Annotated in this window: 26 protein-coding genes; 19 read left to right on the forward strand and 7 right to left on the reverse strand. The window is 57.0% G+C overall.

What is annotated here, in order from left to right; translation table 11 throughout:
* Nucleotides 1-2 precede the first annotated feature (2 nt).
* The 5 genes from SRB521_RS07160 to SRB521_RS07180 all read left to right on the forward strand — a co-directional run bounded on the left by SRB521_RS07160 (nt 3) and on the right by SRB521_RS07180 (nt 4,877).
* The gene (locus tag SRB521_RS07160; protein WP_116722071.1) at nt 3-1,643 is read left to right on the forward strand and encodes a recombinase family protein; all 1,641 of its coding nucleotides are present in this window, start codon (nt 3-5) and stop codon (nt 1,641-1,643) included.
* A gap of 21 nt (nt 1,644-1,664) precedes the next feature.
* Nucleotides 1,665-2,414 carry a metallophosphoesterase family protein gene (locus SRB521_RS07165; protein ID WP_116722072.1) on the forward strand — a complete coding sequence of 250 codons (750 nt, stop codon included), beginning with the start codon at nt 1,665-1,667 and terminating at the stop codon, nt 2,412-2,414.
* 164 nt (nt 2,415-2,578) lie between these two features.
* Nucleotides 2,579-3,367, forward strand: coding sequence for a hypothetical protein (locus SRB521_RS07170; protein ID WP_118623849.1), 789 nt, complete (start codon nt 2,579-2,581; stop codon nt 3,365-3,367).
* A gap of 251 nt (nt 3,368-3,618) precedes the next feature.
* Complete coding sequence (locus SRB521_RS07175) at nt 3,619-4,035, forward strand: WapI family immunity protein (protein ID WP_075704014.1); 417 nt, start codon at nt 3,619-3,621, stop codon at nt 4,033-4,035.
* Between the two features lie 407 nt (nt 4,036-4,442).
* Entirely contained in the window at nt 4,443-4,877 is a 435-nt protein-coding gene (locus SRB521_RS07180; protein ID WP_075704013.1) for a hypothetical protein, read from the forward strand.
* A 511-nt stretch (nt 4,878-5,388) separates the two neighbouring features.
* Here SRB521_RS07180 and SRB521_RS07185 read toward each other — a convergent pair.
* A complete protein-coding gene (locus tag SRB521_RS07185) occupies nt 5,389-5,682 on the reverse strand; it encodes an AbrB/MazE/SpoVT family DNA-binding domain-containing protein (RefSeq protein ID WP_075704012.1) in 294 nt (97 codons plus the stop codon).
* Between the two features lie 130 nt (nt 5,683-5,812).
* On the opposite strand from SRB521_RS07185, the gene SRB521_RS07190 reads away from it, so the two are divergent.
* Complete coding sequence (locus tag SRB521_RS07190) at nt 5,813-6,049, forward strand: helix-turn-helix domain-containing protein (RefSeq protein WP_178388448.1); 237 nt, start codon at nt 5,813-5,815, stop codon at nt 6,047-6,049.
* 35 nt (nt 6,050-6,084) lie between these two features.
* Complete coding sequence (locus SRB521_RS16675) at nt 6,085-6,216, forward strand: hypothetical protein (RefSeq protein ID WP_257534826.1); 132 nt, start codon at nt 6,085-6,087, stop codon at nt 6,214-6,216.
* A gap of 427 nt (nt 6,217-6,643) precedes the next feature.
* Here the strand turns inward: SRB521_RS16675 and SRB521_RS07195 are convergent, their stop codons facing one another.
* The gene (locus SRB521_RS07195) at nt 6,644-7,330 is read right to left on the reverse strand and encodes a hypothetical protein (RefSeq protein ID WP_116722074.1); all 687 of its coding nucleotides are present in this window, start codon (nt 7,328-7,330) and stop codon (nt 6,644-6,646) included.
* 166 nt (nt 7,331-7,496) lie between these two features.
* On the opposite strand from SRB521_RS07195, the gene udp reads away from it, so the two are divergent.
* The 5 genes from udp to SRB521_RS07220 all read left to right on the forward strand — a co-directional run bounded on the left by udp (nt 7,497) and on the right by SRB521_RS07220 (nt 12,409).
* The gene (gene udp / locus SRB521_RS07200; RefSeq protein ID WP_116722075.1) at nt 7,497-8,270 is read left to right on the forward strand and encodes a uridine phosphorylase; all 774 of its coding nucleotides are present in this window, start codon (nt 7,497-7,499) and stop codon (nt 8,268-8,270) included.
* A 164-nt stretch (nt 8,271-8,434) separates the two neighbouring features.
* The gene (locus tag SRB521_RS07205) at nt 8,435-9,982 is read left to right on the forward strand and encodes a DUF1538 domain-containing protein (protein ID WP_116722076.1); all 1,548 of its coding nucleotides are present in this window, start codon (nt 8,435-8,437) and stop codon (nt 9,980-9,982) included.
* Entirely contained in the window at nt 9,982-10,668 is a 687-nt protein-coding gene (locus SRB521_RS07210; protein ID WP_033118981.1) for a hypothetical protein, read from the forward strand. Before SRB521_RS07205 ends, SRB521_RS07210 begins: the two co-directional genes overlap by 1 nt.
* A gap of 90 nt (nt 10,669-10,758) precedes the next feature.
* Nucleotides 10,759-11,832, forward strand: a complete 1,074-nt coding sequence (locus tag SRB521_RS07215) for a tetratricopeptide repeat-containing glycosyltransferase (RefSeq protein WP_116722077.1) — start codon at nt 10,759-10,761, stop codon at nt 11,830-11,832.
* Nucleotides 11,833-11,959: 127 nt separating this feature from the next.
* Nucleotides 11,960-12,409, forward strand: a complete 450-nt coding sequence (locus SRB521_RS07220) for a MarR family winged helix-turn-helix transcriptional regulator (protein ID WP_033118983.1) — start codon at nt 11,960-11,962, stop codon at nt 12,407-12,409.
* 63 nt (nt 12,410-12,472) lie between these two features.
* Here SRB521_RS07220 and SRB521_RS07225 read toward each other — a convergent pair whose 3' ends face one another.
* The 4 genes from SRB521_RS07225 to SRB521_RS07240 form a co-directional block, all read right to left on the reverse strand.
* On the reverse strand, nt 12,473-12,610 hold the full coding sequence (locus tag SRB521_RS07225) for a FeoB-associated Cys-rich membrane protein (protein ID WP_081959970.1): 138 nt from the start codon (nt 12,608-12,610) through the stop codon (nt 12,473-12,475).
* A gap of 18 nt (nt 12,611-12,628) precedes the next feature.
* Entirely contained in the window at nt 12,629-14,854 is a 2,226-nt protein-coding gene (gene feoB / locus SRB521_RS07230) for a ferrous iron transport protein B (protein WP_116722078.1), read from the reverse strand.
* Nucleotides 14,855-14,952: 98 nt separating this feature from the next.
* Entirely contained in the window at nt 14,953-15,174 is a 222-nt protein-coding gene (locus SRB521_RS07235) for a FeoA family protein (protein ID WP_033118985.1), read from the reverse strand.
* A gap of 26 nt (nt 15,175-15,200) precedes the next feature.
* Nucleotides 15,201-15,410: a FeoA family protein gene (locus tag SRB521_RS07240; RefSeq protein ID WP_033118986.1), complete on the reverse strand. Its 210-nt coding sequence runs from the start codon at nt 15,408-15,410 to the stop codon at nt 15,201-15,203.
* A 249-nt stretch (nt 15,411-15,659) separates the two neighbouring features.
* Here SRB521_RS07240 and SRB521_RS07245 point away from each other — a divergent pair, with 249 nt between their 5' ends.
* The 5 genes from SRB521_RS07245 (at nt 15,660) to SRB521_RS07265 (ending at nt 18,637) form a co-directional block, all read left to right on the forward strand.
* Nucleotides 15,660-16,046: a metal-dependent transcriptional regulator gene (locus SRB521_RS07245; RefSeq protein ID WP_075704010.1), complete on the forward strand. Its 387-nt coding sequence runs from the start codon at nt 15,660-15,662 to the stop codon at nt 16,044-16,046.
* A 233-nt stretch (nt 16,047-16,279) separates the two neighbouring features.
* A complete protein-coding gene (locus tag SRB521_RS07250; RefSeq protein ID WP_075704009.1) occupies nt 16,280-16,843 on the forward strand; it encodes a DUF3793 family protein in 564 nt (187 codons plus the stop codon).
* Nucleotides 16,844-16,892: 49 nt separating this feature from the next.
* Nucleotides 16,893-17,324, forward strand: coding sequence for a flavodoxin (locus SRB521_RS07255; RefSeq protein WP_033118989.1), 432 nt, complete (start codon nt 16,893-16,895; stop codon nt 17,322-17,324).
* 17 nt (nt 17,325-17,341) lie between these two features.
* Nucleotides 17,342-17,749, forward strand: a complete 408-nt coding sequence (locus SRB521_RS07260; RefSeq protein WP_075704008.1) for a metal-dependent transcriptional regulator — start codon at nt 17,342-17,344, stop codon at nt 17,747-17,749.
* A gap of 96 nt (nt 17,750-17,845) precedes the next feature.
* On the forward strand, nt 17,846-18,637 hold the full coding sequence (locus tag SRB521_RS07265; protein WP_116722079.1) for a ZIP family metal transporter: 792 nt from the start codon (nt 17,846-17,848) through the stop codon (nt 18,635-18,637).
* On the opposite strand, the gene SRB521_RS07270 is transcribed toward SRB521_RS07265, so the two are convergent.
* Entirely contained in the window at nt 18,634-19,188 is a 555-nt protein-coding gene (locus SRB521_RS07270) for a GNAT family N-acetyltransferase (RefSeq protein WP_075704006.1), read from the reverse strand. The two genes, SRB521_RS07265 and SRB521_RS07270, sit on opposite strands and share 4 nt — an antisense overlap.
* A 184-nt stretch (nt 19,189-19,372) precedes the next feature.
* Here SRB521_RS07270 and SRB521_RS07275 point away from each other — a divergent pair, with 184 nt between their 5' ends.
* A complete protein-coding gene (locus tag SRB521_RS07275; RefSeq protein WP_116722080.1) occupies nt 19,373-22,573 on the forward strand; it encodes a UvrD-helicase domain-containing protein in 3,201 nt (1,066 codons plus the stop codon).
* A gap of 104 nt (nt 22,574-22,677) precedes the next feature.
* Nucleotides 22,678-24,255, forward strand: coding sequence for a catalase (locus tag SRB521_RS07280; RefSeq protein ID WP_242976559.1), 1,578 nt, complete (start codon nt 22,678-22,680; stop codon nt 24,253-24,255).
* Nucleotides 24,256-24,302 lie beyond the last annotated feature (47 nt).

Here is a 24,302-nt window from a genome sequence, read left to right on the forward strand (position 1 = left end):
CCATGGAAGCGACAGCAGCTACCTTAGAGCGGCGGGTTCGGGTGATCCCCGCAACCAGAAAACCGGAAGAACTGCACAGAGACCATGACGGAAAAATGCGCGTAGCAGCCTACTGCCGCGTCTCGACGGACAGTGAAGAGCAGCTCAACAGCTATGAGGCGCAAAAGACCTACTACACCCAGAAGATCCAGGACAGCCCGGATTGGGAGATGGCAGGGATCTATGCCGATGAGGGTATCTCAGGCACCAGCCTGAAAAAACGAACGCAGTTCAACAAGATGATCACTGCCTGCAAGCGGGGACACATCGACCTCATCATCACCAAGTCCCTCTCCCGCTTTGCCAGAAACACGGTGGATTGCCTGGATACGGTACGGCTCCTGAAAGCAAACGGCATTGGGGTGTACTTCGAGAAGGAAAACATCAACACCCTCACGGAATCCAGCGAATTTCTCATCACCCTGTTCAGCGGCTTCGCCCAGGCGGAATCCGAGTCTCTCAGCAAGAATGTCGCATGGGGAAAGCAGAAGAGCGCGGAGGCGGGAAAGGTCACCTTCCAGTACAAAAAGATGCTGGGATACCGGAAGGGGGCGGACGGACAGCCGGAGATCGTACCGGAGGAAGCGGAGATCATCCGCCGCATTTACCACAGGTATCTGGACGGCTGCACCCTGGGCCAGATCAAGCGGGAGCTGGACGAGGACGGCGTTCCCACCGCACAGGGTGTAGAGCGTTGGTCTCCCTCCATGATCCACAATATCCTGACCAATGAAAAGTACATTGGAGACGCCCTGCTGCAGAAAACCTATGTGACGGACTGCATCACCAAAAAGGTCAAAAAGAACCGCGGTGAACGCACGATGTACTATGTGGAGAACAGCCACCCGGCTATTGTCTCAAAGGACTTGTTCAATCAGGTGCAGCAGGAGATGACACGCCGGTCCAGCAAACGGAAGGTGCTGCAAAAGAGCGGAAAAACGGAACTTGGGAAATACTCCGGCAAATACGCGCTGACAGAACTGCTGGTGTGCGGCGAGTGCGGCTCCCCCTACAAGCGGGTCACATGGGCCAGAAATGGGAAAAAGCGCATCGTGTGGCGCTGTGTCTCCCGGCTGGAGTTCGGTACAAAATACTGCCAGCACTCCCCGACACTGGATGAAGGCAGGCTGCACAGCGCCATCCTCGCGGCCATGAACGAGTACGCCGCCATCCGGCAGGAGGTCTGCCCCGATGTGCTGGCCATGGCGGAGGAAGCAAAACAGGCGTTATCTCAGGCTGGCGCGCAGCTGCTGCAGCTGAAGAAGCGCATGGATGAGGTGAGCCGGGAGCAAAGCGATGTGCTGGATCGGCTGCTCGTCAACATGGCCGATACCGAGCTGAATGCCAGAATGAAAGCGCTGACGGATGAGAAGGAATCCCTCAAGGCACAGATCGCGGACGCGCAGCAGGCAGAAGTCGATCTGGAGGAACAGGCTACCAGACGCCGGCAGATGTGGGACAGCATCATGGAATGCGCCGCAGGCTATACAGAATTTGACAATGAGCTCGTCCGGCAGGTCATCCAAAAGATCACGGTGGAGGACGCGGAAACCATCCGCATCCACTTCAGAGACTCAGACGAAGTGCTGGAACAGGAATTATAAAAAGAAATGGGGATGAAACTAATGGCAATTTTTCTCACAGGCGATACGCACGGCGACTTCAGCCGCCTCCGCCCGGAGGTCTTCCGGGAACAGGAACGCTTGACCAAAGAGGATTATGTAATCATCTGCGGGGACTTTGGCGGTATCTGGGATGGCAGCGACACTGAACAACAATGGCTGGACTGGCTGGCGGACAGGCCCTTTACCACCCTGTTTGTGGACGGTAATCACGAAAACTATGACTTCCTGCGGAACTACCCGACGTGCGAATGGCACGGCGGACAGGTGCAGACGATCCGTCCCGGTGTCCTGCATCTGATGCGGGGGCAGCTCTATGAGATCTGCGGAAAGCGCATCTTTACCATGGGCGGCGCCAGCAGCCACGATATCCGGGACGGCATTCTGGAACCGGATAATCCGGACTATGAGCGAAAGCTGCGGCAGCTCAACGCCGCAGGCGCGCTGTTCCGCGTCAACCACAGGTCGTGGTGGAAAGAGGAACTGCCCAGCGTGGATGAATACGAAACTGCAAGGAAAACTCTGAATCAGGCAAGGTGGGATGTAGATTACATCATTACCCATTGCTGCCCCAGCAGTGTCCAGGACACCTTCAGTAGAGGATTCTACCAGCGAGATGCGCTGACAGACTTCTTCGATGAGATTCAGGAACGCTGCAGATTCCAGTACTGGTTCTTCGGGCATTACCATGAGAACATGGTGGTGGAGAGACGATTCGTTGTGCTGTATGAGCAAATGCTGCGGCTAAAATAAGGAATAGAGGCGTACTGACATATCGCTCAGTACGCCCCTATTCCTTATTTCATTGCGTGCAGTAGTGGACAGGAATTAAAAGGCGGTGTATAATTTTAATAATGTTGGTTGGTCCTACAACACAAATGATTTCCGGCTAAACACACGGAGAATGGCAATTAGGGATGGTGATGTTATTGCCTTGTGCTTTGTGTAAGAAAAATGTGCCATTGATGCAGAGCCATATTTTTCCGAAACTGATTTATAAGAGAATTAGGTCTCATCCAAAATCAAGATTTCGTAGTTTAGATAACTTTTCAAAAGCCATGCAAGATGGTGAAAAAAGGCCAATGTTATGTCACGACTGTGAAGAACGCTTTAGTGCGTTTGAATCAAAGTTTGCGACGCTTTTCCTTGATCCGTATTTAGAATCTGAAAAGCTGAAGAACCTCCATTCAACATGGGTGAACTATTACTTTTTATCTGTTGCATGGCGAGTACTTTGGGATGATTTGTATCGCATGAAGTCACATTGTGAACACTTCTCCAGACATATTTTTGAAGAGTATTGCGATGAATTGGGGAAATGCTTACTTGCGTTCAAAGATGGCGCAAACTCCAAAATTCCAAAACAATTTAAAACCAGAGTATACAAACTCAATCGACTGATTAAGCAATCGGAGGTAAATGAACTTGCCAAAGGATGCATTTTTGGATACTCTGTGTTCTTGGCAAAAAGTCATTCTTTCTCGGTGATTGTGTACTACGCTGGGTTGGTGTTTGTAACAGATTATATTCCAGATAAGCGGCGGTATATTTTTCTGGGTGGAAAACCCACTTTGTTTAAGACACGATGCAAGAAAAAGGAAGTAACCGAAGAACTAAAAATCCAGTTTTGCGAAATGGCACAGCAGTACAAAAAAGTTATGACTCCAGATATGAGAAAGAAAATTTCAGAGCGATACAACAAATGATGTGCAAAGGGCATCTTTTCTGTCGACACACGACAAACAATGATAATCCGAACTACATTATCCAGGTGGGTAATGTGTTCGGATTTATCATTTCTATTGAAAATGTGCTTTAGCAAGCAAGGGCGGGAACGTGAGTTCCTGCCCTTACCTGCTTTCTGGAATAATGATATAATTTACTTGACAAGCAGAGCGTGGTACGCTTAGACAGAAAAATGCGTACTAGTTAAAATTCGGTTTGTAAGGTGCTAAAAATGGAATTTGAATTGCTTACAGAAAACCTTGAACTCAAATTGTCACCGGATTTTTATATTGAGGATATAACATATCCAACTAATACAATAATGGGTGTGAACGTCTATAGTGACGGATTTTGTGCAAGCACATCAATGGATATAGATATAAGGGAACTAGCTGTATTTTCTGAAAAATTGTGCCAGGTATATGATACGCTGTCCGGCGAGGCGAGGATTGAAGAACCATATGGTTTGCATATGTATCTGCAATTTATAGGCGATGGAAAAGGTCATATTTCCGTCAAAGGCCTTTTACATGGCGGGAACAGAGCTGGCAATGAACATACACTTGAATTTGAGAACAGCATAGACCAAACCGAACTGAGAGCGTTTTGCTTTGCCTTGCGAGACGCCTGCAATGATTATTTCAAGTGACAATTCAGGTTGTCAGGTTGATCTACTACGCCTTCTTGGGTATAATGCGCACTTGCAAACAAAGGCGGGAACATCATTTAAGATGTCCCCGCCTTCACATTATTCTTGTTTGGCCTCGTCAGCGTCCCGCCGTGCTTTCCGCTCGGCAAACTCCCGCTGTCCCTCCTCGCTCTCGAAAAAGGCTTGTATCTCCGGGAGTAGGACCCGGGCCAGAACTCTATCTCAATTCTATCGTGCTACCTGCTACACCGTCCCTAAGGGGTTTACTTTTTGTACGTCCAATGCTCTGTGTGGTGTCTAACCAAGAAATGGGTGTCAATATGGTTCTAGCTTGGGTGTTGGGTCAGAGAATAAGAAATGCAAAACTGTGCAGACTAACTTTACCTTATTAAAGGGGGCGAATTTCTATGATTGAACAGGACACGATAAAACTGCTTCGAGAATGTGACGCAGGCGTTAAAATGGGGGTCGCGTCCATTGACGATGTTCTTGATCAAGTGCACAGTAGAGCGCTTAATCAATATCTGACGGAGTGCAAAAAGAAACATGAACAGCTAAAGAATGAGATTCAGACCCTACTGGAAAAATACCATGATGATGGAAAAGAGCCAACCCCCATTGCCAAGGGGATGTCTTGGATTAAAACCAACATGAAAATGGGCATGGATAACTCCGATCAGACTATTGCAGACCTGATGACGGACGGCTGTAATATGGGTGTCAAATCGCTGAACAAGTATCTGAACCAATATGAGGCAGCAGATGAAGTTTCAAAGGATATTGCGAAACGGCTCATCAATTTGGAAGAGCAGCTTGCTGTAGACATCCGCAAGTTTTTATAAGCGGCAGCTTTTCGACTTTCTTTTTCTGGATAAAAACCTCTTGCTGCTGGCAAAGCACTGTTTTAATGTATTTTTCCAGGTTATTTAGTGATACTCGGACCAAAAAGTGCTGAGAAATTTGGAGTTTTTCAAATTTCTCAGCACTTTTTATTTTATCTTGGCTTTTAAAATCTTGCTGAAAATCATGCTACTGCAAATCTGTTGCTGAATGGTTTTAGAGCGCACCGGTAACCTTCCTGAGGTCCGCAGAGGGACGGCAAACAGATTTCCGACCGCGTTTTGCTGTCTGACTTGGGCGGGACGCAAAATACAGCGTCCCACGCCATTTACCTCAAACAACAGCTTGCGCCGTCCTTGTGGCGGCGGGTAACGGGGGAGCCTGCCATCCGGCAGGCTCCCCCGTTGTAATCTTTGACCATCGAATTGCGTCCTAAGTTGGGACACGTTGGCGAAATATGTCTCAATTTGAGATGTATCATTGCAACTTGGTCCAGTTTGGACTTCGCTTATTTTAATTATTGTTTTTTGGCGTCGTGAATCGCCTCAAAAGTTCTAATACCATCAGTGCGTCTTTGTCTGAAAGGTTGTTTAGTGCTTCGTATAATTCGCTTAATATAGGTCCACCTTGTTTTAATTCAATGGATGCAGCACTACTATCTTCATACTTATGCAAAAGAATGTAATGTCCAAAGAGACTAATTTCAATAGGTGTAGTATCTTCCCACCCTAATACTCTACGAGCTTCAATAGGTACAACAATTCGCCCAAGCTTATCCAATTTTCTAGCTATTCCGCTTTGTTTCATTACCTATGCCTCCATTACATATTGTGCATCCGAATTCACGTATGGACCGATACTGGTCCCATTGTATCACACTTCAATCGTAAAATAAAGTAAAAAATGGACCGAAATTGGTCCAACGATTGGAGAACGTATGATGGATACAAAGATAAAGCAGGATCAAATCTGTATTGGGAAAAATATTAGGGAAATAAGAATATCTAAGGGAATGGGACAAACGGAACTCGTTCGAAAAATCCAACTCAGGGGTATTACAATGACACGAGAAACCCTTGTAAAGATTGAACGTGGAGTCCAACACATTTACGCTACTCAATTAAAAGCAATTAAAGAATTATTGGATACATCGTTTGATGAACTGCTAAAATAGATACCATGGAAATGCATGGCGTGGGAGAAGTTACGATGGAGTTCAAAGCCTTTCAACTAATTATTGGGAATCAGATTCCGACAACAAATGAGATATTAAGTATTGTGGTGTATGGAGAATCTATTTATCGTTCTGCAACTGATAATAGTATTGTTCGTGAAGCTTAATAGGACACACTTCTGATATACCAGAATGAGCCTAAAAAGCAATAGAACAGGGTGTTGCTCTCATTGAACAACACCCTGTCTGAAGCCTTGAAATGACTACGTTCGCCACATTCAGTCTCGCTGCGTTTACCGCGGAGCGTCCTTTATAGAGGATCTGAGTATCCTCTTATGGATGCCCCGCATATTTGTGCTCAAAAATGGGCCACGCCTTTTTGTCAAACACACTCGGTCCCGTATCTCCCGTCACCCCTCTACGCTCTCGAAAACGCCTGGATTCCCGGGAGCAGGATGCGGGCCGGAAATTTTGGATGTCTACCGGAGGCAGCATCGACAAGGGCCTACTGAAATTTGCCGAGATTTCTTTTGGATGGCATGGGCGCATAACATCACCGGCTCCACCGGGGCGTGGGGATGATGCCTGAAATCTCTATATGGTCCATTCGCTGTGGATGATACCGACCAGTCGATACCCCTCGTCTCTGGGGAGAAAGACCAGTTTGAGCGCACACCAGTCAAAGCCGTTGTTGGACGGATCCACCCCGGGGAAATAATACTCCAGGAAGCGGGCGTCGGGATAGGCCTCGGCCACATTCTCCAGAGAATTTCCGGAGGAGAACACATGATCCACGCCGATGACCGGAGCCCGGGTATATTCCGCGTTATAGACATAGCGTTTCAGATATTCGGGAAGTGTGAGCTCGATGGGGTCCCCCTTTCCCTGAGTGGCGCCCCAGACATAGCGCGTGCCGTTGATGCCGGCCTCGGTGAACTGGTCGGGCAAAAAGGTGAGATCGCTGCGGGGGTCCACGGTGGAGTAGGGAGTGAAGGTCACCCCGCGCTCTGTGTCGATGAGAGCGGCAAGGACTTGGATATCCCCTCTTTTGAGGGCCTCCAGCACGGCGTCTCCGGCCTCCAGCAGGGGAGTGTTGTCCGTGGGGTCACAGGTATCCGTGGATGACTCCGGGGACGGGGCCTCCGCGCCGGGGACAGCGGCCCCGGAGGGAATATAAGCGGAGAACAGTCCGCCACCGTCCCAGAGGGAGAAGTTGAGCGCGAGACCGGCGAGGCAGCCCAGCAGCAGGCAGAGGACACAGAGCGGTGCATTTTTTTTCATGGCCGCCTCCTTTCCAAATCAGAGCCTGATCTGTAGCTATTCTACTCAAGGGCAATACAAATTGCAAGAACAAATGGTTACAAACCAAGATATGCCGGATTCCTTGCAAAAAGCCTGAAGAGGCGCTATAATAAAAATGGCTATCGGTTATTTTGGAGGTGAGCCAATGCAGAAGCATGAATTGCAATTCCATATCAAATGTAAAGAGGGCGATGTAGGGCGGTACTGCATCCTCCCCGGCGATCCGGGCCGGTGCGAGAAGATTGCCGCCTACTTTGACGATCCCGTGAAGGTGCAGTCCAATCGGGAATACACCACCTATACAGGGACGCTGCTTGGGGAAAAGGTTTCGGTCTGCTCCACCGGGATCGGCGGGCCCTCCGCCGTCATCGCCATGGAGGAGCTTGCCGCCATAGGGGCGGATACCTTTATTCGGGTGGGGACCTGCGGCGGTATCGCATTGCAGGTCCAGAGCGACGATGTGGTGATCGCCACCGGAGCGGTCCGCCATGAGGGGGCCAGCCGGGAATATGCTCCCATCGAATTTCCGGCGGTGTCGGATTACCATGTACAGGAGGCGCTTGTGGCTGCGGCAAAGGCGCTGGGAAAGCCGTGGCACGCAGGTGTCGTCCAATGCAAGGACTCTTTTTACGGACAGCATGACCCGGGGCGGATGCCGGTGAGCTATGAGCTCCAGAACAAGTGGGAGGCATGGAAACGTCTGGGGGTCCTGGCCTCCGAAATGGAATCTGCCGCGCTCTTCTGCTGCGCCAGCGCTCTGGGGGTCCGATGCGGCTCTTGCTTCCATGTCATTTGGAACCAGGAGCGGGAGGCGGCAGGGCTGGACCAGAAGGAGAGCCATGACCTCGCCGCTGCCATCGAGGTGGGGGTGGAGGCCCTGAAGCGGTTGATCCAGGAGGACCGTGCGGCCAGCCGCTGAGGTGAATACGGGAAGAGAGATGTGGAAAGCATGTGGGAGAGGCTGGCTTCTTCCACATGCTTTCCACATTCTTAGCATATTCTTAGCGAAAAATAGATTTACAGCTCAGCAAAAATCTGGTAAAATAAAACGGGAAAATAATATACTTTTTGAAGGAGGCGTCAATGAATAAGAAACTGAAGGAAAAAGTAATGGAAGCCCTCTCCTCGGTCGTACCGATCACAGCCATCGTCCTGCTGCTCAGCTTTACGATGGCGCCTATGCCTGTGGCCTCTCTGATCCTTTTCCTGGTCGGGGCCCTGCTCCTCATTGTGGGAGTAGGTTTTTTTTCTCTGGGCGTGGACATGGCGATGATGCCCATTGGAGATGGGATCGGTGAGCAGGTGGCCAGAGGGAGCAAATTGTGGGCCATGGTGCCGTTGTGTTTTGTCATCGGGGTGTTTGTCACCATTGCGGAGCCGGACCTCCAAGTGCTGGCCCACCAGGTTCCCGCTGTGCCGGACATGGTGATCATCCTTACCGTGGCGGCGGGCGTGGGCATTTTCCTGGCGGTGGCGCTGCTGCGTTCCCGCTTCGGGTGGCCCCTCAACAAGCTGCTAATTGGCTTTTACGCTCTGGTTTTTCTGCTGGCCTTTCTGGTGCCCAAGGAATTTTTGGCCGTGGCTTTTGATTCCGGCGGCGTTACCACGGGGCCGATTACCGTGCCCTTTATTATGGCCATGGGTGCCGGGCTGACCGCCCTGCGCAGCCATAAGGATTCGGAGGCGGACAGCTTCGGCGTGGTGGCGCTGTGCAGCATCGGGCCCATTCTGGCTGTTATGATCCTGGGACTGTGCTACAACGCCCCTGACTTGAGTTATACACCCTTTTCCATCCCGGACCTGGAGACCACCGCCGATGTGGGGGCCTATTTTGCATCTGGGTTCCCTACCTATATTAAGGAGGTGGCCTTGGGGCTGCTGCCCATCGTCGCCTTTTTCACCGTGTTTCAGATCGTTTCTCTCCATCTGCGCCAGCGGCAGCTCATCAAGATCATCGTGGGGATGCTTTATACATATGTGGGATTGGTGCTTTTCCTCACGGGGGTCAACGTGGGCTTCATGCCCGCGGGGCATTTCCTGGGCGCGCAGATCGCCAAGCTGCCCTATCACTGGGTCCTCATCCCCATCGGGATGGTGGTGGGTTACTTTATTGTGGCGGCGGAGCCCGCCGTCCACGTGCTGAACCAGCAGGTGGAGGACCTCACCGGCGGCGCCGTGTCTCAAAAGTCCATGGGGCTGGCCCTCTCCGTGGGTATGGCGGCGGCGCTGGGCCTGGCCATGGTGCGGGTGCTGACAGGGATATCCATCCTCTGGTTCCTGGTCCCCGGATACATGCTGGCCTTGAGCCTCTCCTTTCAGGTGCCCAAGGTCTTTACCGCCATTGCCTTCGACTCCGGCGGCGTGGCCTCCGGCCCCATGACGGCGACCTTTCTGCTGCCCTTCGCCATGGGCGCCTGTGAGGCGCTGGGGGGCAACGTGCTGACCGATGCTTTCGGCATCGTGGCCATGGTAGCCATGACCCCTCTGGTAGCCATCCAGGTCCTGGGTCTGGTCTACCAGAAGAAATCCGCCCTGGAGGCGGAGCGCGCCCTTTTGACCGCGGTGGAAGCGGACGAGATCATCATCTATGACGACGCGGACCAGGAGACAGTCCGCCTGGAGGACGCCTGATGAAAGAACAGTCGAGAATCAAGCTGATGGTCACCATCCTGGACCGGGGCCGGGGCGCACGGGCGGTGGAGCTCTTTGCGGGCGCAGGACTCCGGCAGCATTACGCCACGCCGGGCAGGGGGACCGCCAATTCGGATATATTGGACTATCTGGGTCTGGGGGAGACGGAAAAGGACGTGCTCCTTACCCTCCTGCCCGAGCATGCCGTCCCGCCCCTGCTTGCGGCGGCGGGGAAGGAGCTGGAACTGGCAACGCCCGGCAAGGGGATACTCTTTACAATGCCCCTGTCCGCGGTGAGTGGGGCGGTTGCCCAAATTGTGAACCGAGAGGTCCAGAGGACCGGAGCGGAAAAGGAGGAACCGATGCAGCAGAAGGAAAAAGACGACCTGATCGTGGTCGTGGTCAATAGCGGATGCGATGACGCAGTGATGTCCGCCGCCAAGTCCGCGGGGGCCAGGGGGGGCACGATCCTCCACGGCCGCAGACTGGGGGCGGAAGGTGAGAAGCCTGGCGGCAGCGGCGTCCGGCCTGAAAAAGATATCGTGGCGATCCTGGCCCCCAGAGAATTGCGCCAGCCCATTATGGAGGCAGTGAACCGCGAGGCGGGGATCGCCACCGAGAGCCACGGCGTGCTCTTCTCTCTGCCGGTGGATGAAGTCATAGGCCTCTCCCGTATGGAACGGTAAAAGACAGAAGGACCGTGCCCCTGCCTGGGCGCGGTCCTTTCACATCCGACCTCTCCCACACATAGGATGGCGGAAAAGGGGGAGTGCCGGATGGCTACGATCAGCCTGTGTATGATCGTCAAAAACGAAGAGGCGGTACTGGGGCGATGCCTAGACAGCGCTGCGGGGCTGGTAGACGAGATTGTGGTGGTGGATACGGGGAGCACCGACGCCACCCGTGAGATCGCGGCGCGATATGCGGACCGGGTATGCGAGTTTGCCTGGATAGACGACTTCGCGGCGGCGCGGAACTTTGCTTTCGCCCAGGCGAGTATGGAATACTGCATGTGGCTGGATGCCGACGATGTACTGCTGATGCAGGACCGGGAAAAGTTTCTGGACCTGAAGCGCTCTCTCCCGGCCTCTGTGGACGTGGTCATGATGAAGTATCACACCGCTTTCGACAGGGCCGGGAATCCTACGTTTTCCTATTATCGGGAGCGCATCATCCGAAATACGGGACGGCCCATGTGGGTGGGAGCGGTCCATGAAGTGATTCCGCCCTTTGGCCAGGTGGTCTGGTCCGATGTAGCGGTGACCCACAAAAAGGAGGGCGCCGGTGACCCGGACCGGAATCTGCGCATCTTTGAGGCGCGACGGGCCGCAGGGCTCCATCCGGAGCCGAGAGAGCGGTTTTACTATGCCCGGGAGCTCTACTACCATGGCCGGTATGAGGAGGCGGAACGGGAGCTTCGCACCTTCATGGACGAGGGCGGAGGCTGGGTAGAGAATGAGATCGAGGCCTGCCGGTTCCTGGCCTACTGCGCATATCAGATGGGAAAACAGGATGAGGCGCTCCAGGCTCTGCTGGAGAGCTTCCGCTTCGATGATCCCCGGGCGGAGACCTGCTGTGACCTGGGGAAACACTTCCTCGACCGGGGAGAATACCGCCGCGCGGCGTTCTGGTATGAGCTGGCCCTTACCAGGGAACGGGAAGACAGGAGCGGGGCCTTCGTCCAGCCGGACTGCTACGGCTATCTGCCCTGTATTCAACTGTGTGTCTGCTACGACCGTCTGGGCCGGCGGGAGTTGGCCGAGGCGTATAACCTGCGGGCTGGACAGTACAAGCCGGAGGACCCCGCTTACCAGCACAATCTGATTTATTTCGCGGAGCATTCGGGGTAGGGAATGGTCGGAGAGCCCCACATTTTGGTTGACCCATCCCAGCATACTGTGGTATTCTAGGGGCCGGAAATTTTCAATTAGGTCCCCAAAATACAAAAAACATCGGATCGTAAGGAGGCGGACGGTCATGAGCGAGTCCACATATTTGGGGCGAAATATTTCCATCGCCTATCGTCTGAGCAACCGGTTTTATGACCGGGTGCTCTCGCCCTATCAAATCGGCTGCGGACAACAGTTCTTCCTCCTGAGAATCTATGAGAACCAGGGGATCAGTATGTACGACCTGGCCCGGATGGGGCGGTTCGACAAAGGGACAGTCACACGGGCCGTTCAGAAGCTGGAAGAACAGGGATATGTACGCTGTGTACCGGATGAACGGGACAAACGAGTGCGGCGGCTGTATACCACCGATATGGTGGAGCCCATCGCCAAGGCGGTGAATGAGGCGAGAAAACAGTGGAACGAGTACCTGACCCGCGGCATGACGCCGGAAGAGGCCGAAATGGCGCGGACGCTGCTGTACCGGATCGCAGAAAACGCCATGTCCGCTGTGGAGCGGGAGGAACGGGAGACTTAAAGCATCCGGCAAGCATGAAAAATTGCCCCTCCTTTCAAAGGAGGGGCAATTTCAGTTAAAGGGTCAGTGACAGCCGCCGCTGCAGTGATCGCAGCCGCCGCCGCAGGCGGAGCAGCCGCCTTTTTTCCGGCTCTTCCACTGATGGTAGACAATGAGCGCCACCACGACCAGCAGAATGCCGCCGACGATGTAAGTTGCCATATGGGGTGCTTTCCTTTCTTACGCGTGGACAGCGTCCACGGCACGGAGTTTGGAGCCCTCGCCCTGATATCCTTTGCGGAACAGGAGATAGAGCATGGCGACCAGAACGATGATGGCGGCCACGGTACCGACGGTGAACCCTCCGCCAAGGAAGAGGCTGCCAAACTGGAAGACCATGAGGGAGCAGGCATAGGCAAAGACGCACTGATAGGCAATGGCGAAGAGCGTCCAGCCGGCGTTGTTCATCTCCCGCTTGATGGCGCCGATGGCGGCGAAACAGGGAGCGCAGAGCAGATTGAAGACCAGGAAGGAGTAAGCGGCCAGAGAAGACCCGCCAAAAGCCGCTGCGATGGGGGTAAGCGCCTCGAATTCACCGGCATCCACCAGCTCCAGCGCGTCTCCGGCCACGCCGAACAGTGTACCGAAGCAGCCAACAACCTCTTCCTTGGCCACCAGGCCCAGGAAAGTCGCCACGCTGGCCTGCCAGTTGCCGAAGCCCAGGGGCTGGAAGATAATGGCGATGGCGGAGCCAATGGTGGCCAGGATGGACAGATCCATAAAATCGGTGGTGTCGTCCAGAAGTGTGGGGTTGATGGCGGCCAGAGCATCTTCTGTAAGAATGGTGAAATGGCCGTCCACAAAGCCGAAGCTGGAGGTGAACCAGACAAAGATAGAGGCCAGGACAATGACGGTGCCGGCGCGCTTGATGAAGGACCAGCCCCTCTCCCAGGTGCCGCGGAGGATATTGACGGCTTTGGGGGCATGATAGGGGGGCAGCTCCATGACGAAGGGGGCGGGCTCACCGGCAAATCGCTTGGTCTTTTTCAGCAGAATACCGGAGACCACGATGGCGGCCACGCCAATGAAGTATGCGGAGGGGGCCACCCACCACTCGCCGCCGAAGAAGGCGCCGGCGATCAGCGCCACAATGGGCATCTTGGCGCCGCAGGGAATAAAGGTGGTGGTCATAATGGTCATCTTGCGGTCGCGGTCCTGCTCGATGGTGCGGGAGGCCATAATGCCAGGGACGCCGCAGCCGGAGCCGATGAGCATGGGGATGAAGCTCTTGCCGGAGAGGCCGAAACGGCGGAAGATGCGGTCCATGATGAAAGCAACGCGGGCCATGTAGCCGCAGTCCTCCAGGATGCACAGCATGAGGAAGAGAACCAACATCTGGGGCACGAAGCCGATGACAGCACCCACGCCGCCCACGATGCCTTCTACAATGAGGCCGGTGAGCCAGTCAGCGCAGCCGATGCCGACCAGGAAATTTTCGACGGCAGGGGAGATCCACTCGCCGAAGAAGGTGTCGTTGGTAAAGCCGGTGACGATGTCGCCGATGGTGGAGACAGAGATGTAATAAACCAGCGTCATGACCACGGCAAAGATGGGAAGCGCCAGCCAGCGGTTGGTGACGATGCGGTCGATCTTATCCGAGGTGGAAAGCCCTGTCTTGCCCTTCCGGACGCAGTGGCCCACCAACTTAGAGATGTACTCATAGCGCTCACCGGTGATAATGCCTTCACTGTCGTCGTCCATTGTCTCTTCACAGACGCGGATGGCGGATTCCAGACGATCCTTTACATCTGCGGAGAGGGTAAAGCCCTCCATCACCTTTTCGTCCCGTTCAAAGAGCTTGATGGCGAACCACCGGGCGGACTCTTGAGGAACCACGTCCTTTACCAGATCCCCAATGGTGGAGAGGGCGGTCTCCACGCTCTGGCAGAAGGTATGCTGGGGAACGGCGTTCTTTCCGGAACGAGCCAGCTCCGCAGCCTTTTCGGCCGCGGCGATACAGCCTTCACCCCTCACGGCGGAGGTCTCCACCACCGGGCAGCCCAAGGAGGCCGAGAGCTTGGCGGTATCGATCTTGTCGCCGTTTTTCTTCACCACATCCATCATGTTGAGGGCGATCACGACCGGAAGCCCCAGCTCCAGAAGCTGTGTGGTGAGGTACAGGTTCCGCTCGATGTTGGAGGCGTCCACCAGGTTCAGGATGACATCGGGACTTTCATGCAGCAGATAGTTTCGGGCCACGACCTCTTCCAGGGTGTAGGGGGACAGGGAGTAGATACCGGGAAGATCCATGATGGAGATATCCTTGTGTCCCTTCAAACGGCCTTCCTTTTTTTCCACTGTGACGCCGGGCCAGTTTCCGACAAACTGATTGGACCCGGTGAGGGCGTTGAACATGGTGGTCTTGCCACAGTTCGGGTTGCCCGCAAGGGCAATGGTTATGGACATTTTTTCATTTCCTCCTCTGCGGGATGGAGGTCCCGCTGACAAAAATCAGTCTTTGAAGGCTGGTTATTTTAGGCTAACTCTTGACTGCAAAGAAACCATCACTGGACCTCGATGCTCTCGGCGTCACCCTTACGGATGGAGAGCTCGTAGCCGCGGACCGTGACCTCCACGGGATCCCCCAGGGGAGCGACCTTACGGACGTAAATGGGGGTGCCTTTGGTGATCCCCATATCCATGATGCGGCGGCGCAGAGCCCCCTCGCCGTTCAGGCGGGTGACTGTGACGGTTTGTCCGATCTTTGCATTTCGCAGTGTGCTCATCGATTCCTTCCTCCTTTCCAGGCCGGTCAGACCATAATGCGACCGGCCATGCTCTTGCTCAGGGCGATGCGGGCGTCCTTGATGTTGACGATAAGGTTCCCGCCCATTTCGGACACGACGGTGACCTTTCCGCCCTCTACAAAACCCAGGCTTTCCAAGAAGCGGCGGGTTTCGTCCTTCCCGTGGATTTTTTTTACCGTGGTTACAGTCCCGGAAGGCGCCATAGTCAACGGCATGATAACGACCACCTCTCTTAAAAAATAGCAGGGCAGGAAAGTTAGAAGATGCTAACCAGTGCCCGTATAATATGGGGTTAGCTCTTTCTAACCCCTCTTACGTTGGTAGTTTACCACGGCTAACCATTTCTGTCAATCCCCATTTGGCAAAAAACGGGCCCCTTGTGTATCCCCGTTTTTTGTGCTAAAATAGCAAAAAAGGCAGTCGCCCATCAGGCGTATATTTTTGGAAGGAATGGAGGGAAGTCCGTGAAGGTTCAGGAATCCGCCGAGGACTATCTGGAGTCTATCTTGATCTTGAAGGAGAAAAAAGGCTTGGTGCGCTCCATCGATGTGGTGCATCATATGGGATATTCCAAACCCAGTGTGAGCCGGGCGATGAGCCTGCTGCGTGAAAACGGCTATGTGGAGATGGACAAGGATGGCTTTCTGACCCTGACAGAGGCGGGCATGACCATCGCCTCCCGGATTTATGAGCGCCACAGGCTGCTCACCCGGTGGCTCTCCGAGCTGGGTGTCTCGCCGGAGGTGGCGGCTGAGGACGCCTGCCGGATCGAACATGATATCAGCGAAGAGACGTTTCTGAGGCTGAAGGAACACATCGCAAAAAATGAGGGAAAAGGGGGCGGCGCCTGACGGCGGAGCCCCCTCAGCAAGCTGAGGAAGAGATAGCGCCCGGAATGGACTGCGGGGCAAAGTGTGAGGAGGAGGCGCCCTCCCGCGCAAAAATTCTCTTGACAATGACCCAGCGACATGGTAGCATATATGTAAGTTAGCAAAAGCTAACCAAAGGGGGGTTTAATCCCTTCTATATTTCTGCATCGGTTAGCTGAAACTAACTTATGTGGAAATAGAAATGAGGGAACAGAATGTACAGAGAATTGGACCAGGTATTGGCCTATCACTGCGGGCCCGCGCTGGCGGGAGTGAAGGCGGCAAATCTCGTCTCCCTTTCCATGGAAGAGTTTCCGGAGCTGCGGGAGACGGCGGCGAAGTACAACAGGCTGTTTCAGGGAAAGGGCGTATCATTCCGGCTGCTGTGTGGGTGCGGGAAACGGGCGCTGCTCCTGGTGTATCGGGAGGAGCAGCTTGCACGGCAGCTCAGGGAGCCGCTGGCGGCAGAGCTGCTGCGGAGGGATGGATATCCCGAGGGAGCGGACGTGGGACGCCTGCTGGATCTGCTGAGTACACGGCTGCGGATGGGGAAGGAATTTCCCCACGAGATCGGGCTGTTTCTGGGTTATCCGCCGGAAGATGTGCTGGGCTTCCAGCGCTACCGGGGGCAAAACTGCAAGCTGTGCGGATACTGGAAGGTCTATTCCGATGTGGACCGGGCGCGGGTGCTTTTCCGGCTCTATGACCGATGCCGGGAGGTTCTGTGCAGGCGGGTTGCCCGGGGCATGACCCTGTCCGAGGTATTTCTGGCGGCCTGAAAAAATGTGAGTTTCCCAAGATGAACAATATATTGTGGAGGGTAATGTTATGAGCAAGATGTCTGTTATCTACTGGTCCCAGACCGGTAACACCGAGGCCATGGCCCGCGCCGTCGCGGAGGGCGCTCAGGCCGCCGGCGCGGAGGTGAAGGTGCTGGAGGTCTCTCAGGCCTCGGGGAGCGATGTGCAGGACTGCGACCTGCTGGCCCTGGGATGTCCGGCCATGGGTGCCGAAGTGCTGGAGGAGTCCGAGTTCGAGCCCTTCTTCGAGAGTATCGAGGGAAGCCTCTCGGGGAAGAAGGTGGCCCTCTTCGGCTCCTATGGCTGGGGCGACGGGCAGTGGATGCGGGACTGGTGGGACCGCGCAGGGAAGGATGGCGCCAAGCTGTACGGCGACGAGGGGCTGATCATCAATGAGACCCCGGACGACGCCGGCCTGGAGCAGTGCAGAAGCTTCGGCGGCGGGTTCGCCGGATTCTGAGAAAGGACGGTCCTGAGATGGAATTTTCCAATGCGGCCCTGCGCTATCTGGTTGCGGTTTATGAGTTGAGCGACGGTGGAAGCGCTGTGCGCTCCGTGGATATTGCGCGGATGATGGAGGTCTCTCCGGCCAGCGTGGTCCATATGATGGGCGTGCTGTCTCAGGGCGGCTTTGTCCGGAAGCGCCGCTATGGACAGGTCCAGCTCACCGGGGAAGGGATTCGGACGGCAAACCGACTCTATACAAAAGCGGCGCTGTTAGAGGCATTTTTCCTTCAGGAGTTGGGTGTAGACGATCAGATCGCCCGCCGGGACGCGGTGTCCTGCCTGTTCGCGCTCTCGGAGGAGAGCATCGAACACATCTGTTGCAGGACCCTTCAGAAGGAGGCCAGGGAACCGATTATTCTGCAGGCGTCCGGGGCATGATGGAAAAGAGCCCAGACAGGTATGGAATTGCCGGGAGTCGGAGCTTTCCGACTCCCGGCAATTCTGTTATACTGGGAGGAGAAAGGAGGCAGAACAATGGAATCTGTCTATTGGGCGGCGGGCGGCACAGGATTCACCTTTCTAATGACCACCTTGGGCGCTTCTGTCGTTTTATTCTTCAAGAAGGGGACCACAGCGGGGATGCAGCGTATCTTCCTGGGCTTTGCGGCGGGTGTGATGACGGCGGCCTCGGTCTGGTCCCTGCTCATCCCTGCTATAGAAGAGGCGGAAGCGGCGGGCTGGCCGGGGTGGATCCCGGCGGCGGGCGGCTTTTTGTTGGGCGTGGCGTTCCTCATGCTGCTGGACGGGCTGCTGCCCCATCTGCACCCCGGCGCCAAGGACCCGGAGGGGGCCAGGACGGATCTGAAGCGGACCACCCTTCTGGTCTTTGCCGTCACCCTGCACAACATCCCGGAGGGCATGGCGGTGGGACTCAGTTTCGCCCTGGCGGCCCAGCACGGAGGCGACGCGGCCCTCTATACCGCGGCGATGGCTTTGGCCATCGGGATCGGTATTCAGAACTTCCCGGAGGGGGCCGCCATATCCCTGCCGCTGCGGCAGGAGGGGATGGGACGCTTCAAGGCGTTCCTCTGCGGGAGCCTCTCCGGCGTGGTCGAGCCGATTTTCGGCGTCCTGGCCGTTCTTGTGGCGGGCGGTATTTCGCCGGTGATGCCTTGGTTGCTGGCATTTGCCGCCGGCGCCATGATGTATGTGGTGGTGGAGGAGCTCATCCCGGAGGCCCATCTGGGCGAGCACTCCAATGTGGGCACGCTGGGCGTTATGGCGGGCTTCCTTGTTATGATGGTGCTGGATGTGGCCCTGGGTTAGGTTGCTGCAAGCTGGCTGATTCCCACCTGGGCATACCGCATGACGCGGTGAGAGAGCATACGGGAAAAGGTGCTGTAAGCCTCTGGCGAAAGGGCCTCGGGCCAGGACATGACGACCAGCGGGTGGGGCGCGAATCCCGTACGATAGGGCGGATGGCGGTGTGCGTAGGAGTTTTCGGCGAAGCCCAGCCGCTGATAAAAGCCTTTCCGACGGGTGGAGACGGCGTCCACAGGCGGATCGATCTCCAATACCACGGGGGCGTGGGCGGGACAGAACGCGGCCAAGGCACGGGAGCCGGCACCGGAGCTCCGCAGGGCCTCCACCACGGCAAAATGTTCCACATAGGTGACGCCCACTGCCTCCCAATAGAAGAGAAGCCCGATGAAGGTCCCACTTTCCACCAGCGCATCGCAGTGGAAGGCGGGATCCCTCATGGCCTGAATCTGCTCCTCCGGCCTGCGCTGCTCATGGAGGGAAAAGCCGGCGGCGTACAGCTCCATGGCTTGCCTATAATAAGGGCTCTCAGGGCCTGTCATACGAATCCGATCCATCGCGATCCCTCACGATCTTCTGCTGAGAGGGCGTGTCATTGGATGGAAAGATTTTTTGACACGCCGCTCCGAGCGGATGTATTGCCCCTTATTATGCCACACCCACCTCGCGCTGTCCAGCCCTTGCAGGAAAGGCGAAAAAAGGGTATGATGAGAAAAAACTTCCATGGGGAGGATGGTCGCCATGCTGATCGCCGATCTGCATATCCACTCCAAATACTCTAGAGCCACCAGCCGGGACTGTGTGCCGGAATACCTGGATTTCTGGGCCAGACGGAAGGGCATTTCTCTGGTGGGGACCGGGGATTTCACCCACCCGGCTTGGCGGGCCGAGCTCATGGAGAAGCTGGTCCCGGCAGAGGAGGGGCTCTATACGCTGCGGGAGGACGTCCGTTTTCGGGAGGACACTGCCCCGGAGGTCCGGCCGCGCTTTGTGGTCACGGGGGAGATTAGTACCATCTATAAGAAAAACGGCAGGACGCGGAAGGTCCACAGCCTGATCCTGCTGCCCTCCCTGGAGGCGGCCGATGTCTTGGCGCGGAAGCTGGAGGCTATCGGAAATATCCATTCCGACGGGAGACCCATTTTGGGCCTGGATACCCGGGACCTGCTGGAGATCACGCTGGAGTCCTGCCCAGAGGCCGTCTTTATTCCGGCCCATATCTGGACGCCCCATTTCTCCCTGTTCGGAGCCTTCTCCGGATTTGACGCCATAGAAGACTGCTTCGAAGATTTGACGCCCTGCATCCATGCCCTGGAGACGGGGCTCTCCTCCGACCCGCCCATGAACTGGCGGCTCTCCGCCCTGGACAAATATCAACTGGTCTCCAATTCAGATGCGCACTCCCCGGCCAAGCTGGGGCGGGAGGCCAACCTGCTGGACATCCGGCCTTCCTATCCGGAACTGGCAAAAGCGATGGAGACGGGAGAGGGCCTGGCGGGCACCATCGAGTTCTTCCCGGAGGAGGGGAAATATCATCTGGACGGGCACCGGAGCTGTCGGATGTGCCTGTCTCCCCAGGAGACGGAGGCCGCCGGGGGACGCTGTCCGATATGCGGGAAAAAGCTGACCATCGGTGTTCTACATCGGGTCGAAGAGCTGGCAGACCGGGCGGAGGACTATGTGAAGCCGGATGCCAAGAGTTTTGAGAGCCTGGTGCCTCTGCCGGAGGTCATTGCCGCCTCGGAAGGGGGCTCAGCCGCCGGCGGCAAGGTGAACCGTAAGTATGAGCGCATGTTGCGGGAGCTGGGGCCGGAATTTCACATCCTGCGGGAGGTGCCGGAGGCGGACATCGGTGAGGTGGCCGGTCCCCTGGTGGCAGAGGGGATCCGCCGGTTGAGAAAGGGAGAGGTACGCCGGATGCCCGGCTATGACGGAGCCTATGGCGTGATCGGCCTGCTGGAGCCCGCGGAACGGGAGGCGCTGAACGGCCAGGTGAGCCTTTTTGGCCTGGGGGAGGCGCCTGCGGCCCACAGAGGCCGGGCGGCCAAAGCGGCCAAGCGGATGGCGGAGCCGGTGTACGCAGCGCCCGCCGGCGAAGGCCTCAACGCGGAACAGAGGGAAGCCGTGACCGCCCAGGCACGGGCGGTGGAGGTAGTTGCGGGGCCGGGTACGGGCAAGACCAAGACCTTGGTGGCCCGCATCGCCTATCTGATAGAGGAGCGGGGCGTGAAGCCCGGCGAGATCACCGCTGTGACCTTTACCAATCAGGCCGCGGGGGAGCTCCGGGAACGGCTGGAGGAGCGGTTGGGAGGCAGGCGGGCGGTCCATGGGATGACCATCGGGACCTTCCATGCCATTTGTCTGGACCTTCTCTCCAAACGGCCCCAGGGCGTCAGGTTGATCGGAAGCTATGAGGCGCTGGAGGCGGCGGAGGATGTGAGATGTGCGCTGGGCGTGGATCTCAAGCCGGGGAAGCTTCTCCAGGAGGTCTCCCGGCGGAAAAACGGCCTGGACACGGAGCTGGAGAACGAGGTATTCGACGCCTATTGCGCTCATCTGCGGGAGTTAAGACTTCTGGACTTTGACGATCTGCTCTTGGAGACGCTGGAGCTGTGGGAGAAGGACGGCCCCAGGGCCTCGGCGGAGCGGCGCTTCACGCACCTGCTGGTAGACGAGTTCCAGGACTGCAACACTGTGCAGAGCCGGCTGCTCCGCGCTTGGGGACGGAAGGGAAAGAGCCTTTTTGTCATCGGGGACCCGGACCAGTCTGTTTACGGTTTTCGTGGCTCCGACCCGGGGTGCTTCCAGCGGGTGGAGGAGGATTTGAAAGACCTGGCCGCCGTTCGACTGGTCAAAAATTACCGCTCTACGCCGGAGATCGTGGGCTGTGCGTTGACGGTCATCGGACGAAACGGCGGTGCGCCCAGGGTGCTGGAGGCCGTCCGGCCCACAGGCGCGCCTGTCCGCGTCCTCACGGTGGAGAGTCCCCTCTCCGAAGCCATCTTTGTGGCCAAGGAGATCGGGCGCATGGTGGGGGGCGTGGATATGCTGGCGGCCCAGAGGGGCGGTGCGCCGGACCGGGAGGCGGTGCGTGCCTTTGGGGACATCGCCGTGCTCTACCGCACCCGGCGGCAGGCGGAGCTGCTGGAGCAGTGCCTGAGTCGGGACGGTATCCCCTGTGTGGTGGCGGGCCGGGAGGATTTCCTGAACGACGGACGGGTGCGGGGCGCGCTGTGCTTTTTCCGCCACCTGATGGAGCCGGAGGACACGCTGTCCTTCCGTTCCGCCCTGACGCTGGGGCTGGACTGCCCGGCGGACTTGGCGGAGGCCGTCCCCGCACAGTGGACGATGCTGGAGGGGACCGTGGAGGAGCGCGTCCGGACGCTGGGAGAGAGATACGCCCAAGCTCCCTGGGTGGAGAGCTGGAGCCGTCTGGCGCTGAAAGCGATGCCGGGCCTCCGGGGGGAAAAGCCCGGAAGACTGCTGGAGCACTGGGCGGAAGGCGCAGGCTGCGATGGGGCGGAACCAATCCGCAGGCTGTTGAATATGACGGTTTTCTATCGGGATATGGCTGACCTGCTTCAAAATCTGACGTTGGGCCAGGAGCGGGACCTGCTGCGCAGCGCCGGACTGGGGTATGCGTCGGGGGCGGTGACGCTGATGACGCTCCATGGCTCCAAGGGCCTTGAATTCCCGGTGGTGTTTCTCTGCGGGGCGAACAAGGGGACCATTCCGCTGGAGTCGGAGCGGCATCCCACGGATAAGGCGGAGGAGCGCCGGCTCTTCTACGTAGGCATGACCCGGGCCAGGGAGGAGCTGATTCTGCTCACCGGCCCGGAGCCCTCCCCCTTCCTGGACGACCTCCCGGCCCGGTATGTGAGCCGGGAAACGGCCGCGCCCCGGCGCCCCAGGGCGGAGGGTGTGCAGTTGAGTCTATTTTAGATAAAGAGGCGCGCCGCCACGGCAGGCGGCGCGCCTTTGCCGTCTTTTTTCGGGTGGAGACGCATAGGATTGGGTGATGATGCAACATGGATGGAGGTCTTGCTATGTCCAATGGATGGTATCAACTGGAACATAACCGCCCCCGGAAAGGGGTACCCTACCTGCCTGGCAGCACACCGCGCAGAGAACCCTATATTCCCGTGACCCGGAGTACGGCACCTGAGCCCCCCATTCCGGAGCGTCTGCCGCAGGAGCCTCCCGCCCCCCTGGTACGGCAGAGGGAGACGGAACCCGCACCCCTGGTTGAGGCGGCGCCCGCTGAAGAGCAGGGGGAGACGGCGTGGGAGCGGACGGACAGCGCTCCTCCTCCCATGCCGGAGGAGGAGCCCTCTGCCCACAGCCAGACAGTGGGGGCGGGCGGGCCGGTGGTGCTGCTGGATGGAGCGCTGCACGAGACGCTGGCGGGCTTTATCCATGAAAAGCCCCTGGAACGGGCGGTCCACGCAAAGGGATGGGGGGCTTTTGGCCAGTTTGAGACGGGGCGGGCCATGGGGGAATATACCATGCTGCCCTTTCTGCAGCGGGTGGGGGAGCAGACGCCCACGGTCTCCCGCTTTTCCCTGGCCGTTAGCAGCCGGGACACACCTGACGCATCTCGGAACGTACGGGGCTTCTCCACCAAATTTTACACCGGCAACGGCGTATTTGATCTCCTCTGCAATCACCTCCCCGTATTCTCCGTGCGGGACGCCATGCGCTTTCCGGAATTCATCCGGACGCTGGGGCCCGCGCGGGGGAGCAACCTCAGGGACCCGGAGCGATTCTGGGCGTTTGTGGCCCATGCGCCGGAGGCGCTCCACTTCGTCACATGGCTTTACTCGGACGCGGGGACCGTGAAAAGCCTGTGCCATCTGCGGACCTACGGGGTCAACACCTACGTCTGGCGAAATGCGGCGGGAAAGAGGAGATACGTCAAATACCACTGGCTCCCCCAGGCGGGGACGGAGTTTTTGACGGCGGCGGAGTCTGCCGCCCTGGCAGGGGACCCGGACGTGGCGGGGCGGGGGCTGTACGAGGCCATTGCCCGGGGAGAAGGGCCGGAATACGAGCTGCGGGTCCAGCTTATGGACCCCGCGGACGCTGAAAGTCTGCCCTATGACCCGCTGGATGCCACCAAGGTGTGGAGCGAAGAGGACTATCCGCTCCAGCCGGTGGGGAGGCTGATTTTGAACCGGAATCCGGAGAACTACCGGGAGCAGGTGGAAAAACTGGCTTTTTCCCCGGCCAATCTGCTCCCCGGTGCGGAGTTTTCTGACGACAAACTGCTGCAGGGGCGATCCGTCGTGTACTGGGATGCCCAACGCCGCCGTCTGGGGACGGATTTTCGGAAGATACCCGTTAATCGCCAGGAAGGCTGGACCCCGGACCAGCAGGTGTCTTCCGGGCTGGGCGCGGAAACGGCGGGGACACAGGTCAGGGCCGGAATTTCCCGCCGGGATGATTTTACGCAGGCGGGAGAGCGGTACCGCACGCTCCCGCGGGAGGAGCAGGAGCACCTGGAGGAAAATATCGCCTCGGAGCTGCGCGATGTGTCCCGGGAAACGCGGGAAACTGTGCTGGATTACCTGAACCGCGCCGACAGGGATTATGGCGGCCGGGTCGCGGAAAAGAGCAGGGCATGAGAGAAGGCGGTCCGGCAAATTGATATGCTCCCTCTGAAGTAGACAGC

This window comes from Intestinimonas butyriciproducens (assembly GCF_004154955.1).
GTDB classification, from domain to species: Bacteria; Bacillota; Clostridia; order Oscillospirales; family Oscillospiraceae; genus Intestinimonas; species Intestinimonas butyriciproducens.

What these genes read in the sequence shown, in the direction of transcription:
- SRB521_RS07160 (WP_116722071.1), top strand. Translation starts at nt 3, where the DNA reads ATGGAAGCGACAGCAGCTACCTTAGAGCGGCGGGTTCGGGTGATCCCC.
- SRB521_RS07165 (WP_116722072.1), top strand. Translation starts at nt 1,665, where the DNA reads ATGGCAATTTTTCTCACAGGCGATACGCACGGCGACTTCAGCCGCCTC.
- SRB521_RS07170 (WP_118623849.1), top strand. Translation starts at nt 2,579, where the DNA reads ATGGTGATGTTATTGCCTTGTGCTTTGTGTAAGAAAAATGTGCCATTG.
- SRB521_RS07175 (WP_075704014.1), top strand. Translation starts at nt 3,619, where the DNA reads ATGGAATTTGAATTGCTTACAGAAAACCTTGAACTCAAATTGTCACCG.
- SRB521_RS07180 (WP_075704013.1), top strand. Translation starts at nt 4,443, where the DNA reads ATGATTGAACAGGACACGATAAAACTGCTTCGAGAATGTGACGCAGGC.
- SRB521_RS07185 (WP_075704012.1), bottom strand. Translation starts at nt 5,682, where the DNA reads ATGAAACAAAGCGGAATAGCTAGAAAATTGGATAAGCTTGGGCGAATT.
- SRB521_RS07190 (WP_178388448.1), top strand. Translation starts at nt 5,813, where the DNA reads ATGATGGATACAAAGATAAAGCAGGATCAAATCTGTATTGGGAAAAAT.
- SRB521_RS16675 (WP_257534826.1), top strand. Translation starts at nt 6,085, where the DNA reads ATGGAGTTCAAAGCCTTTCAACTAATTATTGGGAATCAGATTCCGACA.
- SRB521_RS07195 (WP_116722074.1), bottom strand. Translation starts at nt 7,330, where the DNA reads ATGAAAAAAAATGCACCGCTCTGTGTCCTCTGCCTGCTGCTGGGCTGC.
- udp (WP_116722075.1), top strand. Translation starts at nt 7,497, where the DNA reads ATGCAGAAGCATGAATTGCAATTCCATATCAAATGTAAAGAGGGCGAT.
- SRB521_RS07205 (WP_116722076.1), top strand. Translation starts at nt 8,435, where the DNA reads ATGAATAAGAAACTGAAGGAAAAAGTAATGGAAGCCCTCTCCTCGGTC.
- SRB521_RS07210 (WP_033118981.1), top strand. Translation starts at nt 9,982, where the DNA reads ATGAAAGAACAGTCGAGAATCAAGCTGATGGTCACCATCCTGGACCGG.
- SRB521_RS07215 (WP_116722077.1), top strand. Translation starts at nt 10,759, where the DNA reads ATGGCTACGATCAGCCTGTGTATGATCGTCAAAAACGAAGAGGCGGTA.
- SRB521_RS07220 (WP_033118983.1), top strand. Translation starts at nt 11,960, where the DNA reads ATGAGCGAGTCCACATATTTGGGGCGAAATATTTCCATCGCCTATCGT.
- SRB521_RS07225 (WP_081959970.1), bottom strand. Translation starts at nt 12,610, where the DNA reads ATGGCAACTTACATCGTCGGCGGCATTCTGCTGGTCGTGGTGGCGCTC.
- feoB (WP_116722078.1), bottom strand. Translation starts at nt 14,854, where the DNA reads ATGTCCATAACCATTGCCCTTGCGGGCAACCCGAACTGTGGCAAGACC.
- SRB521_RS07235 (WP_033118985.1), bottom strand. Translation starts at nt 15,174, where the DNA reads ATGAGCACACTGCGAAATGCAAAGATCGGACAAACCGTCACAGTCACC.
- SRB521_RS07240 (WP_033118986.1), bottom strand. Translation starts at nt 15,410, where the DNA reads ATGCCGTTGACTATGGCGCCTTCCGGGACTGTAACCACGGTAAAAAAA.
- SRB521_RS07250 (WP_075704009.1), top strand. Translation starts at nt 16,280, where the DNA reads ATGTACAGAGAATTGGACCAGGTATTGGCCTATCACTGCGGGCCCGCG.
- SRB521_RS07255 (WP_033118989.1), top strand. Translation starts at nt 16,893, where the DNA reads ATGAGCAAGATGTCTGTTATCTACTGGTCCCAGACCGGTAACACCGAG.
- SRB521_RS07260 (WP_075704008.1), top strand. Translation starts at nt 17,342, where the DNA reads ATGGAATTTTCCAATGCGGCCCTGCGCTATCTGGTTGCGGTTTATGAG.
- SRB521_RS07265 (WP_116722079.1), top strand. Translation starts at nt 17,846, where the DNA reads ATGGAATCTGTCTATTGGGCGGCGGGCGGCACAGGATTCACCTTTCTA.
- SRB521_RS07270 (WP_075704006.1), bottom strand. Translation starts at nt 19,188, where the DNA reads ATGGATCGGATTCGTATGACAGGCCCTGAGAGCCCTTATTATAGGCAA.
- SRB521_RS07275 (WP_116722080.1), top strand. Translation starts at nt 19,373, where the DNA reads ATGCTGATCGCCGATCTGCATATCCACTCCAAATACTCTAGAGCCACC.
- SRB521_RS07280 (WP_242976559.1), top strand. Translation starts at nt 22,678, where the DNA reads ATGTCCAATGGATGGTATCAACTGGAACATAACCGCCCCCGGAAAGGG.